Source organism: Streptomyces sp. NPDC020801 (assembly GCF_044334385.1).
In the GTDB taxonomy this organism is placed as follows: Bacteria; Actinomycetota; Actinomycetes; order Streptomycetales; family Streptomycetaceae; genus Streptomyces.
In genome coordinates this window covers 47,860-62,164 of record NZ_JBIRST010000001.1, presented here as the reverse complement: position 1 = coordinate 62,164, position 14,305 = coordinate 47,860, and the positions used below count along the sequence as shown (strand labels likewise).

The 14,305-nt window shown below is 69.5% G+C and carries 12 protein-coding genes and 2 pseudogenes; 4 read left to right on the top strand and 10 right to left on the bottom strand.

Features of this window, described 5'->3' with window-relative positions:
• The first annotated feature begins 79 nt into the window (after positions 1–79).
• Positions 80–472: a PLD nuclease N-terminal domain-containing protein gene (locus tag ACH4UM_RS00285; RefSeq protein WP_398171951.1), complete on the top strand. Its 393-nt coding sequence runs from the start codon at positions 80–82 to the stop codon at positions 470–472.
• A 104-nt stretch (positions 473–576) separates the two neighbouring features.
• On the opposite strand, the gene ACH4UM_RS00280 is transcribed toward ACH4UM_RS00285, so the two are convergent.
• Positions 577–1,344, bottom strand: a complete 768-nt coding sequence (locus ACH4UM_RS00280) for a CDP-alcohol phosphatidyltransferase family protein (protein ID WP_398171949.1) — start codon at positions 1,342–1,344, stop codon at positions 577–579.
• Positions 1,345–1,641: 297 nt separating this feature from the next.
• Here ACH4UM_RS00280 and ACH4UM_RS00275 point away from each other — a divergent pair.
• Positions 1,642–2,085: pseudogene (locus ACH4UM_RS00275) on the top strand (nucleoside deaminase); the annotation flags it as partial.
• A 4-nt stretch (positions 2,086–2,089) separates the two neighbouring features.
• On the opposite strand, the gene ACH4UM_RS00270 reads toward ACH4UM_RS00275, so the two are convergent.
• From ACH4UM_RS00270 to hemL, 8 genes are all read right to left on the bottom strand, one after another.
• On the bottom strand, positions 2,090–2,500 hold the full coding sequence (locus tag ACH4UM_RS00270; protein ID WP_398171947.1) for an SRPBCC domain-containing protein: 411 nt from the start codon (positions 2,498–2,500) through the stop codon (positions 2,090–2,092).
• Positions 2,501–2,522: 22 nt separating this feature from the next.
• A complete protein-coding gene (gene ccsB, locus ACH4UM_RS00265; RefSeq protein ID WP_398171945.1) occupies positions 2,523–3,659 on the bottom strand; it encodes a c-type cytochrome biogenesis protein CcsB in 1,137 nt (378 codons plus the stop codon).
• Positions 3,656–5,476: a cytochrome c biogenesis protein ResB gene (locus ACH4UM_RS00260; protein ID WP_398171943.1), complete on the bottom strand. Its 1,821-nt coding sequence runs from the start codon at positions 5,474–5,476 to the stop codon at positions 3,656–3,658. The genes ccsB and ACH4UM_RS00260 overlap by 4 nt, the downstream gene beginning before the upstream one ends.
• A 3-nt stretch (positions 5,477–5,479) precedes the next feature.
• Positions 5,480–6,262 (bottom strand): cytochrome c biogenesis CcdA family protein, encoded by a 783-nt coding sequence (locus ACH4UM_RS00255; protein WP_398171941.1) that lies wholly within the window; start codon positions 6,260–6,262, stop codon positions 5,480–5,482.
• Positions 6,263–6,268: 6 nt separating this feature from the next.
• On the bottom strand, positions 6,269–6,934 hold the full coding sequence (locus tag ACH4UM_RS00250; protein ID WP_398171939.1) for a TlpA family protein disulfide reductase: 666 nt from the start codon (positions 6,932–6,934) through the stop codon (positions 6,269–6,271).
• 66 nt (positions 6,935–7,000) lie between these two features.
• Positions 7,001–8,293, bottom strand: a complete 1,293-nt coding sequence (locus tag ACH4UM_RS00245) for a hypothetical protein (protein ID WP_398171937.1) — start codon at positions 8,291–8,293, stop codon at positions 7,001–7,003.
• A gap of 164 nt (positions 8,294–8,457) precedes the next feature.
• Positions 8,458–9,159: a histidine phosphatase family protein gene (locus ACH4UM_RS00240; RefSeq protein ID WP_398171935.1), complete on the bottom strand. Its 702-nt coding sequence runs from the start codon at positions 9,157–9,159 to the stop codon at positions 8,458–8,460.
• A complete protein-coding gene (gene hemL / locus ACH4UM_RS00235) occupies positions 9,156–10,475 on the bottom strand; it encodes a glutamate-1-semialdehyde 2,1-aminomutase (protein ID WP_398171933.1) in 1,320 nt (439 codons plus the stop codon). Before hemL ends, ACH4UM_RS00240 begins: the two co-directional genes overlap by 4 nt.
• Before the next feature lie 452 nt (positions 10,476–10,927).
• Here hemL and ACH4UM_RS00230 point away from each other — a divergent pair, with 452 nt between their 5' ends.
• Positions 10,928–11,578 (top strand): hypothetical protein, encoded by a 651-nt coding sequence (locus tag ACH4UM_RS00230; RefSeq protein ID WP_398171931.1) that lies wholly within the window; start codon positions 10,928–10,930, stop codon positions 11,576–11,578.
• A gap of 67 nt (positions 11,579–11,645) precedes the next feature.
• Here ACH4UM_RS00230 and ACH4UM_RS00225 read toward each other — a convergent pair.
• Positions 11,646–12,995: pseudogene (locus tag ACH4UM_RS00225) on the bottom strand (tyrosine-type recombinase/integrase).
• Positions 12,996–13,662: 667 nt separating this feature from the next.
• Between ACH4UM_RS00225 and ACH4UM_RS00220 the strand changes: the two are divergent.
• Complete coding sequence (locus ACH4UM_RS00220) at positions 13,663–13,896, top strand: AlpA family transcriptional regulator (protein WP_170320875.1); 234 nt, start codon at positions 13,663–13,665, stop codon at positions 13,894–13,896.
• Positions 13,897–14,305 lie beyond the last annotated feature (409 nt).

Genomic DNA, 14,305 nt, shown 5'->3' with positions numbered 1-14,305 from the left:
GTATCTGCCACCCGCTAACCTGTCCCGGTCACCGGGGCCGTCCGTGCCCCGTCGCCGTCTCCTGGGGGATCGCACCACGATGTTCCGGTATCTGCCGTTCCTGCTGGTCCTGGCGTTGTGGATCTACGCTTTCATCGACTGCCTCAACACCCCCGAGGAGGAGGTCCGCGGGCTTCCGAAGGTGGGCTGGGTGATCGTCATCCTGCTCTTCGGCGAGGTACTGGTCGGCCCGATCGCCTGGCTGGCGGCGGGCAAGGTGCGCCACACCCCCGCGAACGGCTCCACGCCCTCGCAGTGGCACCGCAACCACCGCTCCACGTGGGTCGCCCCCGACGACGACCCCGAGTTCCTGAAGTCGCTGAAGGCCGAGAACAACAAGGACGAGGCCCTGCTCAAGGACTGGGAGGCCGATCTGCGCCGCCGCGAGGAGGAACTGCGCCGCCGCGAGCGCGGCGAGACCACCGGGGACTGAGGCCGGCCCGGGGGTCCCCGGCGGCTCGCGACCGGCCGCACCCGAGGGGCCCGGCGGCTCGCCGACCGGCCGCACCTGAGGGGGCCGGCCCCCGGCCCGGTTCCTCAGCGCAGTCTGGACGAGGACAGGATCGACAGCAGGTGGGCCGGGACCATCACCCAGGTGATGACCGCGAGGGCGGCCAGCGCCCAGCGGGTCGCGTCCACGCCGCCGGTGAGCACGTCCCCGGCCGCGGCCGCCAGCAGTACGAGGGAGGCCTCGATGCCGTTGGTCACCCGGTGGATCTTGAACGCGGCCGCGAGCCGGCGCACCGTGGCCACGCCCTGCGAGCGCGGCCGGGTCGACTCGTCGTCGACGACGCCGAGGCCGCTCCGGGCGCGTGCCACGTCCACCAGGTCGGTCGAGGCCTTCAGCAGGACCACGCCGAGCGCGGTGGCGATGCCGACCGACAGCCAGCCGCCGAGGCCCGACTCGGCCGCGCGGTAGCCGGCGCCCGCCATCAGGGCCGCGTCCGCCAGATAGGCGCCGAGCCGGTCGACGTAGATGCCGGCCGCGCTGTTCTGGCCCTTCCAGCGGGCCACCTCGCCGTCCACGCAGTCGAAGAGGAGGAAGAGCTGCATCAGGACGACGGCCAGGACGGCTCCGGCCGGGCCGGGCATCATCAGCGCCGCCCCGGAGGCGACCCCGCACACCACCATCGTCCAGGTCAGCTGGTCCGGGGTGACGGGGGTGCGCACCAGCTGCCGGGTCGCCCGCAGGGAGATCCTGCGCATGTACAGGCGGCCCGCCCAGTGCTCGCCGTTGCGGCTCGCCAGCTTCGCCTGCGGCTGGCAGACCTCCCGCAGCTCCTGAAGGACCGGAGCAGCAACCATGACGATTTCCTCCCACCCGCCCGGGCTCAACCGCCGCGCGCACGGCGGCGATCGGGACAGGTTACAGAGTGCGGGCGGCAGGGTTTCCTCGGGCGGCCGGCGCACGTTGCCGTGCGCTTTCGGCGCCCGCACAGTGAGGACATGGATCCGGCACGAGCGCAGACGGCACAGGCCCGGGCGGCGCAGACGGCACAGGCCCAAGCGGCGCAGACGGCACAGGCGGCACAGGCAGCGCAGGCCCAGGCGGCACAGGCCCGGGACCAGGCGGCCGAGACGCAGGCACAGGCGGCACAGACGCAAGCGCGGGCACGGCAGTGGCTCGCCACCGCCGTGGCCGAGGCCCGTGCCGGGCTGGCCGAGGGCGGCATCCCCATCGGCGCCGCGCTCTACGGAGCCGACGGCACCCTCCTCGGCGGGGGCCACAACCGCCGCGTCCAGGACGACGACCCGTCGATGCACGCGGAGACGGCGGCCTTCCGCGCCGCGGGGCGTCAGCGTTCGTACCGGGGCACGACGATGGTGACCACCCTCTCCCCCTGCTGGTACTGCAGCGGGCTGATCCGGCAGTTCGGCATCTCCCGGGTCGTCGTCGGCGAGGCGGTCACCTTCCGCGGGGGCCACGACTGGCTGGCGGAGCACGGCGTGGAGATCGTGCTCCTCAAGGATCCGGGGTGCATCGCCCTGATGCGCGAGTTCATCAGGAGCCATCCGGCTCTGTGGCAGGAGGACATCGGCGCGTAGGCCGTTACGCCCGCTCCGGCATCCGCAAGAGCTCGATCAAACGTTCGAAGCGAGCCCGCCAGCGCGACTCCGACTCGCCTTCACCGCGGAACTCGTGGGTGAAGCGGAGCGCGCAGCCGTCGGCGCCGTCACGTTCCAGGTGGAAGCGGATACGGCCGCCGCGCTCCAGGGTGTACTCGGCCACCCGGTCGACGTCCCACGCGGTGACCCGCCCGCTGCCGAGGTCACGCAGGCTGACCGCGCCGCCGAGCCGGGGTTCCAGCTCGTCGGCGGCGGTGCACCAGCCCGCGAGCCCCTCCGCTGTGGACAGCATCGGCCAGACCGTCTCCATGGGTCTGGGAAGCCGCACGAGAAAGCCGAGCATGTGCGTGTTCCCATGGGTCTGGCTGGTGCCCTGTTCGATGGAACCGGTCATGCCTCCAGTGTCGCGCGCGGTCTCACACGCCCGCGTAGGAGTGCTTGCCGCCCACGAAGATGTTGACGCCGTAGTAGTTGAACAGCCAGCAGCCGAACGCGATCAGCGCGATGTAGGCGGCCTTGCGGCCCTTCCAGCCGGCCGTGGAGCGGGCGTGCAGGTAGCAGGCGTAGGCGACCCAGGTGATGAAGGCCCAGGTCTCCTTGGGGTCCCAGCCCCAGTAGCGGCCCCAGGCCGACTCTGCCCAGATGGCGCCCGCGATGATCGTGAACGTCCACAGCGGGAAGACGGCGGCGTTGATGCGGTAGGAGAACTTGTCCAGGGACGCCGAGGAGGGCAGCCGCTCCAGGACGGAGGTCGCGAAGCGGCCGGCCCTTCCGCCGGAGGCGATCTTGTTCTCGTAGGAGTCCTTGAAGAGGTACAGCAGGGTGCCGACCGCACCGACGTAGAAGACCGCGCCGCAGATGATCGCGGTGGAGACGTGGATGTAGAGCCAGTACGAGTGCAGGGCGGGGACCAGCTGGTCGCTGGCCGTGTACAGGACGGTGACCGCGAGGCCGAGGTCGAGCAGGACCGTGGTGGTCAGGAACAGGCCGAGCCAGCGAACGTTCTTCCTCAGCGCGAGCAGCGCGAGGTACACGCCGACCGCGACCGTGGAGAAGGTGATGTTGAACTCGTACATGTTGCCCCACGGCGCGCGCCCCACGGAGACCGCGCGGGCGATCACTCCGCTCAGCTCGACGAGGAAGGCGAGCACGGTGAGGGAGACGGCGATCCGGCCGTACAGGTCGCCCTGCTCGTCGCCGCCGTGCGCGCCGGGCCCGTCGGGCACGTCACGGGCGCCGGCCACGGACCGTACGACGACCTTCGGTCGCTCCAGGACCGCGGTGCCCCCGACGTGAGCGTCGGCTCCGCTGGAGCTTCGCGCCTTCTGCTTCACCGTCACCGCGGGGCCCTGCGCCTCGGCCGCGCCGGCGGTGGCGGTCAGCGCGGCGGCCGTGCGGGCGACCTTGCTGCGGCTGCCGAAGAGCCATTCGGCGATGTACGCGAAGAAGGCCAGGGTGTAGACGGCCATGGCGGAGTAGATCAGCGTGTTGCTGATGTTCGCCAGATGCTCGTTGGTCGCCGTGGCGAGCTCTGTTGCGGCGGCGAGAGTCACTTGTCCTCAGCCCCTTCGGCGGGTACGGGAGTGTCGGCGTCCGGCTCCTGGTCGGGGTCGGCGTCTTGCTGCGCGGGTGCCTTTTCGTGGACGAGGGCGGCCAGGTCGCCGATCTCCTCGGGGAGCTTCGCGGACTCGCTGCGGCCCAGCCCCGCCACCTCGACGACCGTCGTGCCGTCGGCGCCCCGGACGGCGCGCACCCAGACGCGGCGGCGCTGGATGAACAGCGAGCCGGCCAGGCCGAAGATCGCGGTGATCGCGCCGCCCAGCGCCCAGCCGGTGCCGGGCTGCTGGACGATCTGGAAGCCGGCCCACTCCTTGATGTCCTTGTCGAAGGTGATGGAGCCGGCGCCACCGGGCAGCGTCATGGTCTCGCCGGGCAGCAGCCGGGCCTTGACGATGTTGCCCTTGGCGTCCTTGAACTGCTTCATGTTGGTCGTGTCCAGCTGGTACACGTTGCGCGGGATGCCCGCGTTGACACCCAGGTCGCCGTGGAAGCCGGACACCGCGAGGACGGGGAAGTCCAGCGCGGGGAACTGGGAGAACATCGTGCCCTTGCCGGCCCCGGCGAAGGTGGGCACGAAGAACGCGGAGAAGCCGAGCTGTTCGGACTGCCCCTGGGCGTTGCGGTAGCCGTCGAGGACCCGGACGGCGCCCTGCGAGGTCTCGTTGGGGTCGATCGGCAGCAGCGGCACGGCCTGGTGCAGGACCACGTCGCCCTTGCCGTCGCGGACCGTGACCGTTGGGGCGTAGCCGTGGCTGACCAGGTAGACCTTGGCGTCGCCGATCTCCAGCGGCTCGTTGACCTTGACCGTGGTGTGCTGGTCCTTGCCGTCGGCGCCCACGCTGTAGTCGATGGCCGCCTGGAAGGTGCGCGGAGTGCCCTTGTTGGGGCCGGTGCGCTCGTAGGTGGCGGTGAACTTCTTCAGGTTGAAGCTGAACGGCACCAGGTCGTCGTCGTTGAAGAGGTTGCCGGACTTGAAGTCGTCGTACTGGGTGAGGGTGTTGGCGAACCCGTCGCCCTCGACGACCAGTTTGTTGCCCTCGGTCTTGTACAGCTGGCCCCAGGCGAAGGCAACCAGCATCACGATCAGCGCGATGTGGAACACGAGGTTGCCGGCCTCGCGCAGATAGCCCTTCTCCGCGGCGACGGCCTCACCGGCGATGGGGGTACCCCCCACGCCGTCAAGGCTGTGGGGGAAAGCGCGGTAGCGACGCTGGCCGAGCACCTTCAGCGCGGCCTCGCGGACCTCCTCGGGCCCGGCGTCGGTGCGCCAGGTGGCGTACGCGGGCAGCCGGGTCAGCCGCTTGGGGGCGCCCGGCGGACGGCTGCGCAGCTGGCCGGCGAACTGCCAGGTGCGCGGCACGATGCAGCCGATGAGGGAGACGAACAGCAGGATGTAGATCGCGGAGAACCACGCCGAGCTGTAGACGTGGAACAGCCCGAGCTTGTCGTAGACAGGCGCCAGCGTCCGGTGCGACTGCCTGAAGGCGTCGACCTTCATGGCGTTGGTGTTGGTCTGCGGGATCAGCGAGCCGGGCACGGCGCCGAGGGAGAGCAGGAACAGCAGCAGCAGCGCGACCCGCATCGAGGTCAGCTGCCGCCAGAACCAGCGGGCCCAGCCGAGGATCTCGCGCGCGGTCCAGGCGAGGGAGCCGGTCAGGCCGGGGGCGCGGTTGCCGCCGAAGGAGCCGGGGACGGCCGTCTCGGTGGGGGCGGTGGACAGCTGGGAGCCGGCGGCGCCCAGGTCGTCGTCACCGGAGGGCGCGGCGGCCGGGGTCTCGTCGGCGGGCGTGCCGGTTGTCGTCTTGCTCATGGATCAGATCCCCACAGTGAAGCCGCTGGACCAGGTCTGCATCTCGTGCACCAGCCGGTCCCAGGCGCCGGTGAGCAGCAGCACACCGGTCACGATCATCATCGTGCCGCCGATGCGCAGCACCCAGACATAGTGACGCTTGACCCAGCCGAAGGCGCCGAGCGCCTTGCGGAAGGCGACGGCGGTGATGACGAAGGGGATGCCGAGGCCGGCGCAGTAGGCGACCATGAGCAGGGCCCCGCGGCCGGCGCTCGCCTGGTCGGAGGAGAGGGCCACCACGGAGGCGAGGGTCGGGCCGATGCACGGGGTCCAGCCCACCCCGAACAGGGCTCCGAGGACCGGCGCGCCCACCAGACCTGCGGCCGGCCGCTTGTGGAAGCGGAACTCGCGCTGTGTGAGCCAGGGCATCAGGCCCATGAAGAAGAGGCCCATGAGGATCATGAACACGCCCAGCACCTTGGACAGGGTGCCCTTGTGGTCCTGCAGGGTGTACCCGAAGGAGCCGAACAGCGCGCCGCCGGAGACGAAGACGGCGGTGAAGCCGAGGACGAAGAGGGAGGCGCCGGTGACCATCCGCCCGCGCCGGGCCTCGGCCAGGTCGGTGCCGGTGACCCCGGTCACGTAGGACAGATAGCCCGGGACGAGCGGCAGCACGCAGGGGGAGAAGAAGGAAACGAGCCCACCGAGCACGGCGATGGGCAGCGCGAGCAGCAGGGCTCCGCTGAACACCGTCTGGTTGGGACTGGTGACTGCCTGGGTGGCATCAGTGACTGCGGCCAGTAGCACGACGGCTCACTTCTCCGCGACGACCGGGTCGAGCATCTTGCGCAGCTTGTCCTCGCTGAGCGCCTGCAGGGCGCGCGCCGCGATGTTCCCGTCCCGGTCGACGATGATCGTGGTCGGGATGAGCTGCGGGTTGAGAGTGCCCTTCTTGAAGCGGAGCATGAGCTTGCCGGTGGGGTCGTACAGGCTCGGGTACGGCACCCCGTACTGCTTCTCGAACGCCTGGGCCGGCTGGGTGCTGGTGTCGCGGGTGTTGATGCCGACGAACTGCACGCCCTTGGCCGCGGTGTCCTTGGCCACCTTCACGAGGTTGGGCGCCTCGGCGCGGCACGGCGAGCACCACGAGCCCCAGACGTTGAGCACGACGATCTTGCCCTTGTAGGCGGCGATGTCGAGCTGCTTGCCGTCGACGGTCCTGCCGGACAGGTCCGGGGCGGGCTTGCGCTCGCCCTTCTTCACGGTCGCGATGCCGTCGGAGCCGGTGATGAAGTTGGTGTTGCCCGAGCCTCCGGAGGTGCCGCCGGAGCCGCACGCGGACAGCGTGAGTGCCGCGACGGCGGTCCCCGCGGCGAGCAGGGCGGCGCGGCTACGGACGCGGCTCGTGCGCGTGCGGTGCGGACGGGGCGTACGGTTCGCCCGGTTCGAGCACTGGGGGGCGCGGCTGACGGCACTCATGTGAAAAGTTTCGCATGTCCGTTCCGGGGATCTCGCGCACCCCCCTCGCGGTCGGAAAACCGCATTTCAGGCGCCGTTCTGCGAGCCCGTGCCGCTGGTGCCGGTGTCCTTCAGGAACTCCTTCCAGCCGCCGGCCGGCTGCTGCCCCACCCCCAGGGTGTGCAGCTTGGCGAGCACCTCCGGCTTCTGCGCGTCCATCCAGTCGACGAACTGCCGGAAGGAGACCAGGCGCACGTCCGCGCCCTTCTCCTTCTCCCGCGCGATGTGCTTGAAGGCCTCCTCGACGGAGTCCATGTAGATGCCGCCGTTCCAGTGCTCGAAATGGTTGCCTATGAAGAGAGGCGCCCGGTTTGTCTTGTATGCCCGCTCAAAGCCCTGGATGTACGCCTGGGCGGACTGCTGGCGCCAGCCCGGGTAGTTGTAGGCCGGGGCCTTGGTGGAGTTCAGCGACTGGTTGGCCATCATGTTGTAGTCCATCGAGAGGACCTCGAACTTGCGGCCCGGGAAGGGTATCTGCTGCAACGGCAGGTCCCAGATCCCCAGCTTCTTCACCGGCCACACCTGGATGCCGCCGGGCGAGGAGGCGTCGTAGCGCCAGCCGAGCTTGCGGGCGGTGGGGAGCAGGTTGCCCTGACCCAGCAGGCAGGGGGTGCGGCCGCCGGCGAGCTCCTTGTCGTAGTCGAAGGGCAGCGAGGGCAGGTCGTGCCAGCCGGTGTTGGTCCTCCACTGCTTCACGAAGGCCTTGGCCTGGTCGATCTCGCTCTGCCACTGCTGGGGCGTCCACCACTTGACCGAGCCGCGGCTCTCGCCGCAGAAGTGGCCGTTGAAGTGGGTGCCGATCTCGTGGCCCTCGAGCCAGGCGCGGCGCACGTTCGTGAGCGTGGCCTTGATGTGCTCGTCGGTGAGGTAGCCGATGTCGGAGGCACCCCGCGGGTTGTTCGGCGGGTTGTACATGCGCTTCTTCGACTCCGGCAGCAGGTACAGCCCGGAGAGGAAGAAGGTCATGTGCGCGCCGTGCTGCTTGGCGAGGTCCAGGAAGCGCGGGAAGAGGCCGTTGCCGACCTCACCGGCACCGTCCCAGGAGAAGATGACGAACTGCGGCGGAGTCTGGCCCGGCTCCAGCGGCTCCGGCTTGGCGGGCTGGAACGGCTGCTTGCCGGTGTACGCCGTCGAACCGTCGCCGATGGGCCGCCCGGGGTTCTTCGTGGTACCACGCGAAGCGTCGTCCCCGGACTTGCCGGAACCACCCCCGTGGCCGTCGCCGTCCGAGGACTTGAGGGAGCCGCAGCCCGCAAGTCCGACTGCGGCCGCGGTGCCCGCGCCGAGCCCGAGTATTCCCCTTCGGGAGAAGGTGCGCATGAGATCCCCGATCCGTCACGTCCTCTGATGGTCACCCACTCAGAGGCCGTGACGAACAAGGAGGTTCCGCGGCCCGATATGAACTTCGCAACAAATGTAACGAAATTGTCCCTGAGTTCCCGAGGTCTTACTGCCTCTTTACGGTCCGTGTGCAGAACGAGCTGCTACGCACCGAACGCCTTGCCCTGACCCTTCACCGGCTTGGCGCCCGCGAGGAGATGAGCCGGCACCAGATCGCGGGCCGGCTCGGTGTAGCCGACGGACACGATCCGGTCGCCCCGGTATGTGAACGTGGTCAGCGAGGCGAGCGTGCACTGCCGCTTGCGCGGGTCGTGCCACAACCGCCGCCGCTCGACGTGGGAACGCACGATCCAGATCGGCAACTGGTGGCTGACGAGCACCGCCTCGTGCCCGCGCGCCCTGTCCTTCGCCGCGTCCAACGCGCCCATCATGCGCACCACCTGGTCGAGGTACGGCTCACCCCACGACGGCTTGAACGGGTTGACCACGTGCCTCCAGTTGGCGGGCCTGCGCAGCGCGCCGTCGCCGACGCCGAAGGTCTTGCCCTGGAAGACGTTCTCCGCCTCGATCAGCCGCTGGTCGGTGGCCAGGTCGAGGCCGTGCGCCTTGGCGATCGGCGTCGCCGTCTCCTGCGCCCGCTCCAGCGGCGAGGCCACGACATGGGTGATGTCACGGGGGGCGAGATGCTCGGCGACCCGCTCGGCCATCTGCCGCCCGAGCTCGGAGAGGTGATAGCCGGGCAGCCGCCCGTAGAGGACCCCGGTCGGGTTCTCCACCTCGCCGTGCCGCATGAGGTGGACGACGGTGATGTCGTCGTTGCCGTTCTTCTCGAACGCGTCGCTCATGCCGCCGTCGCCTCCGCCGCCGCCCGGGCCGCCGCCGGAAGGGCGTCGGCGATCCGCTGGAGGGCCTGCTCGTCGTGGGCGGTGGAGACGAACCAGGACTCGAAGGACGACGGCGGCAGGTAAACGCCGTTCGCCAGCATCGCGTGGAAGAAGGCGGTGAAACGGTACGACTCCTGCGCCTTGGCGTCGTCGTAGTTGCGCACCGGCCTCTGCGTGAAGAACACGGAGAACATGTTGGAGGCGTTCTGCAGGGTGTGCGCGACGCCCTCCTTGGTCAGCGCCTCGGAGACCATGGCCTGGATCTGCTGCGACACGGCGTTCACCTTGGCGTACGCGGTCTCGTCGAGCAGGCGCAGCTGGGCGAGCCCGGCGGCGGTGGCGACCGGGTTCCCCGACAGGGTGCCGGCCTGGTAGACCGGCCCGGCCGGGGCGAGATGCGCCATGACCTCGGCGCGCCCGCCGAACGCCGCGGCGGGGAAGCCGCCGCCCATCACCTTCCCGAAGGTCATCAGGTCGGGTACGACCCCGTCGACGCCGTACCATCCGGCACGGCTGGTACGGAACCCGGTCATGACCTCGTCGGAGACGTAGAGCGCGCCGTTCGCCTCGCACACGTCCTTCAGCCCCTGGTTGAACCCGGGCAGCGGCGGCACGACGCCCATGTTGCCCGGCGAGGCCTCGGTGATCACGCAGGCGATCTCGCCCGGGTGGGCGGCGAAGGCGGCGCGCACCGCGTCGAGGTCGTTGTACGGCAGCACGATGGTGTCGCCGGCCTGGGCGCCGGTGACACCGGGGGTGTCGGGCAGCGCGAAGGTGGCGACCCCCGACCCGGCCGCGGCCAGAAGGGAATCGACGTGACCGTGATAACACCCGGCGAACTTGACGACCTTGGTCCGCCGCGTGAACCCGCGGGCGAGCCGGATGGCGGACATGGTGGCCTCGGTCCCGCTGGACACGAGCCGCACCTGCTCCAGCGGCCCGACCCGGCCGACCATCTCCTCGGCGAGCGCGACCTCGCCCTCACCGGGCGTCCCGAAGGACGTACCGTGCGCGACCGCCTCCTGCACGGCGGCGATCACCTCGGGGTGGGAGTGCCCGAGGATCATGGGCCCCCAGGAACACACCAGGTCGACGTACTCCCGGCCATCGGCGTCCTTCAGGTACGGACCGCTGCCGGACACCATGAACCGGGGCGTACCGCCCACGGCGCGGAAGGCACGCACCGGCGAGTTCACGCCGCCGGGCGTGACCGCCGCCGCACGGTCGAACAGCGCCTGCGAGACGGGGGCTTCGTATGGATATGGCAGTTCGCTCATGACCTGCGACTTCTCCGATTTCTCGGGGTTTTACGGAATCCGGTGGGCAGTGACCTGTTCAGAGTAGGCCAGCGGGCACGGCGGGCCGGGGGCGGAGCGGGGACGCCCGGACGGACAGCCGGCCCGGGCGACAGTCGGGCAGACGGGCGGAGGCAGGCCCACGGGCAGATCCTCGGCGAGTCCGGGGCGGCGGACGGACGGGCGGAGGCAGGGCGGGCAGGCCGGACGGGCGGGCCGCCGGGGCGAAGGAGCGGATTTGACCGCCCCCATCTGAGAAACTGGACTCCGCGTACGTATGGACAGGGCAAAGGGTCGTGTCGAGGGCCGCGAAGATCCCGCGGGCAGATGTTTCGGCGCACGTTTCGGCGGGCGGCCGTGGGGGAGGTCACTGACACGATGATCGGGTTGCGCGGCGGGGGCCACGCGCCCTAGAAAAGCAGTCGGGTGGAGATATGCATCGCGGTGGCGGACTGGGCGAGGGGACTGATGACCTGGGTCCTCGACGTGCCCGGCGGGGAAGGCACCGACGCGCCGCGGAGGAGGCGACCGAAGCGCATCAGGAACACGGTGTACCGAATGAGCCCGAGCGGCGAGACCGGCGATTCGATCACCGGATCGACCGCCGGGCCGAGAGCCTTGGGTCGGGGAGCAGGAATGGTGGTCGGGTGGGGGTGACATACAAGTACTTCGGCGCGCCGGACGGCGCGACGGCGGCCCGCGTCCCCATCTCGATGCGCCCCGAGGAACTCGGCGGCGACGAGCTCGGGATGAACGGCATGTTCACCAAGATCAAGCCGGAGACGATGGCCGCCATGGTCCTGACCGGCATCGAGGGCGTCCCCCTGCACAAGGTTCCGCCCCTCGAGCTGGTCGTCCTGCACCCCGACTACGCCGTCGTCAAGCTCCCCATGACCGTCGTCGACCCCCTCCGCGACATCGGCGAGGAGGCGGTCGGCGCGGCCGCCTTCATCTGGTCCACCGTCCCCGACCGCGGCGGCCCACGGGACGCCTTCAACGTGTACCAGCTGCTGCACGAGTGGCAGGACTTCAGCCATCGGTTGCATGAGGCGGGGCATCAGCCGTATTGCTTGGTGTGGCCCTGAGCTGGGGTTTCTTGCGGGTTGGGCGGGGTCTTCGGGCCTCGCCCTATTTGGTGCCGGAGAGGGGCCGTCAGGCGGCCAGGGCACATTGGGGGCACATTGGTTTTGCTGGGGGTGCTGATGTGCCCTGGGTAGCGGGCAGGTCGCCGTTGCCTTCCACCTCCGGCTCGGCTTGCGGTTCCGTTTCCGTGAAGGCGTCGTCGATCGCCTTGCGGGTGCGGGTTTCGCTGGACGGCAGCAGGTGCGTGTACGTCCGCAGCGTGAAGCCCGGGTCCGAGTGCCCGAGGTACTCCGAGAGCGCCTTGATGCTCTCCCCCGCGTCCAGGAGTACGGAGGCGTAGGCGTGCCGGAGGGCGTGCATGCCGTCCTCGGGGGCCGCCTGGAGGTAGCGCGCGCCCCGCTCTCGGGGAGGGATCACGCCGGCGGCGGCCAAGGCGCGCTTCCAGTCGCCCATGTTGAAGACGCTGCGGTTGTAAGCCCGCTTCTTCTTGTCGACGAAGAGCAGGCGGAACGTCTTCGACTCACCGTCCGGTTTGGTCCAGGGCAAGGTGACCGCGACCGGAGGGAACTCCTTCATGTGGGCCTTGAGGGCGGCTCCGAGCTGAGCCGGCAGGGGCACTGACCGGATCCTGTTGCCCTTGGGCAGGGCGAAGACGGGCTTCGTGCCGACAAGCCGCACCTGCCGGTTGACGTGGATCCAGCCGCCCTTGAAGTCGATGTCCTCGACTGCGAAGCCGAACACCTCGCCCTGGCGCAGGCCGCAGCCGAAGGCAAGCTTGCCGCCTGCCTGGAAGCGCTTCGGGAGACCAGCAATGACGGCGCGCACGCGCTCCAACGACCAAGGGATGATCTTCTTCTTGGTCGCCGTCGGTAGCTTGACCGACTTCGCCTTGCAGGGGTTTTTCGGCAACAGCCCGTCCTCCACGGCCATGCCCTAGATGCTGGAGAGGATGTCGAAGATGCCCTCGATCGTCGACACCTCCAGTTCGGCGTCCTGGAGCGTGCGAATCCAACCCTGAATGATCGAGGGCTGGTTGAGGGACCGCAGCTCGCGTCGGCCGAGGTGCTCGACGATGTGGTTGCGGACCGTCGCCTCGTAGCGGAGCGCGGTCGTCGGGCCGACGGAGTTCGCATCGAGCCACTTCTGCGCGTAGGCGCTGAGCGTCTGCTTTGTCTCGGCCGGGACGACGTAGGAGCCGCGTCGGATCTCGACGTCGACCTCGGCGGCGCGGTTGTCCGCCTCGGCCTTCGTGTGGAAGTTCTCCTTGCGCTGATGGCCATCCAGGTCGCGGTAACGGACCTGCCAGCGCTTGCCGATGCCGTGGTCGGCGGTGGGGACCATCCGCTTCGTACGGCTCTTGTGTTCGCCGCACTCGGCCTCGGCGGGCTTGGGGTGGGACTTGTGCCAGCGGTCGTACACGTCAGCCAAGAAGGGCCTCCTGGATGGGGTTTGGGGACTGGGGGTGGCGTGTGTCGCAGCGGCGCGCGTCAGCCACGGGAGCAGTAGGGCTGCGGGAGGGGCGGCGAGCTGGTGCTGGGGCAGGTCGGCGCAAGGCGTGGGTGCTTGATGGCGCGGGCGGCGTGGAGGCTGGCGGGGCCTATTTCGACAGGTCGGTTGGGCATGACAAATAGCTGTAACTTGCAGTCGACCGTCATGGCAAGAGTTAGTTCTTAAACTCTCCAAAAGTCGCCCGGAGGCGAAGTGGTGTTCGTCTCGTCGAATTCCGGCACATCACGAGCCGTTTCGGCGAGGAGGTTGTGCTACCTTCCCTCCGCGTCAAAGAGCTGGGCGATTTGAGCGGCTATCGGATGTAATGTTCGCTGGACGACCACGCCACTTCTCAGCGCTGGGCGCCACCTCTGAGCTGCTGAGGTACCGGAATTCGGCACTTCAGCGGGTTACTTCTCCGCAGAAAATTTCCGCTTCCGTGGGAGCGATTTCGGCAACCGGGGATCCACCCTTACTGTTTTGGTCTTCCCCGGCGGCGCCGAGGGAAGTAGCCGGGAGTTTCAGAATTCACTCTGGACACTTCCCAGGTGGTGTGGCTGTGTTGCCCACGCCTGCCATCCAAAACCCTGATTCCAATATGGAGACCTCATTGCCGAACCACTCCCCGCGCCTTGCCGGCGCCGAGCGTGACCAGCTCGCCACTCCCGCCGACGTGGCCGCGTACCTCGGGGTACCGGTGAAGACCCTCTACCAGTGGAAGTACCGGGGCATCGGCCCCAGCGTCCACAAGGTCGGCCGGCACCTGCGCTACCGCTGGCGGGAGGTGGACGCGTGGCTGGATGCCCAGACGTCGTACGACCTCACGGCCTGACCCCGCGTCTGGCGCGGACAACGAAGCGGCCCCCGGCGCGCCAACGCCGAGGGCCGAAGACTCCCCTGCCGATTGCCCATCCCTGAACGAACGAGCTGGTGAGGGGCGGGACCTTGCCCGTCCGGCCTCTCACCGGAGAGGAACGCCTATGGAGGACTCTACGTCCCCCAGCACCACGAACACCTCCCCCACCGGCTGGCCCACTCCCGCCGTCCCCGGCGAAGGCATCCCCTGGCGCCGCAGGGATCAGACGGACACACGGTCCCCGGCGTCCGGGACCGTCGAGCCCTCTGCGGATGCGGAAGCACACGGGGACCGTCCCCAGCCGCCTGCTGACGCCGCTGTTGGGGACCGTCCCCGCGACGTCCCCGCTGCTCGGTCCCCGCACATCCCGGTCCCCGTATCGACA

Excerpts from the sequence above, each read along its gene's own strand:
- ACH4UM_RS00285 (WP_398171951.1), top strand. The coding sequence starts at position 80 with ATGTTCCGGTATCTGCCGTTCCTGCTGGTCCTGGCGTTGTGGATCTAC.
- ACH4UM_RS00280 (WP_398171949.1), bottom strand. The coding sequence starts at position 1,344 with ATGGTTGCTGCTCCGGTCCTTCAGGAGCTGCGGGAGGTCTGCCAGCCG.
- ACH4UM_RS00270 (WP_398171947.1), bottom strand. The coding sequence starts at position 2,500 with ATGACCGGTTCCATCGAACAGGGCACCAGCCAGACCCATGGGAACACG.
- ACH4UM_RS00260 (WP_398171943.1), bottom strand. The coding sequence starts at position 5,476 with ATGAGCAAGACGACAACCGGCACGCCCGCCGACGAGACCCCGGCCGCC.
- ACH4UM_RS00250 (WP_398171939.1), bottom strand. The coding sequence starts at position 6,934 with ATGAGTGCCGTCAGCCGCGCCCCCCAGTGCTCGAACCGGGCGAACCGT.
- ACH4UM_RS00245 (WP_398171937.1), bottom strand. The coding sequence starts at position 8,293 with ATGCGCACCTTCTCCCGAAGGGGAATACTCGGGCTCGGCGCGGGCACC.
- ACH4UM_RS00240 (WP_398171935.1), bottom strand. The coding sequence starts at position 9,159 with ATGAGCGACGCGTTCGAGAAGAACGGCAACGACGACATCACCGTCGTC.
- hemL (WP_398171933.1), bottom strand. The coding sequence starts at position 10,475 with ATGAGCGAACTGCCATATCCATACGAAGCCCCCGTCTCGCAGGCGCTG.
- ACH4UM_RS00230 (WP_398171931.1), top strand. The coding sequence starts at position 10,928 with ATGCATCGCGGTGGCGGACTGGGCGAGGGGACTGATGACCTGGGTCCT.
- ACH4UM_RS00220 (WP_170320875.1), top strand. The coding sequence starts at position 13,663 with ATGGAGACCTCATTGCCGAACCACTCCCCGCGCCTTGCCGGCGCCGAG.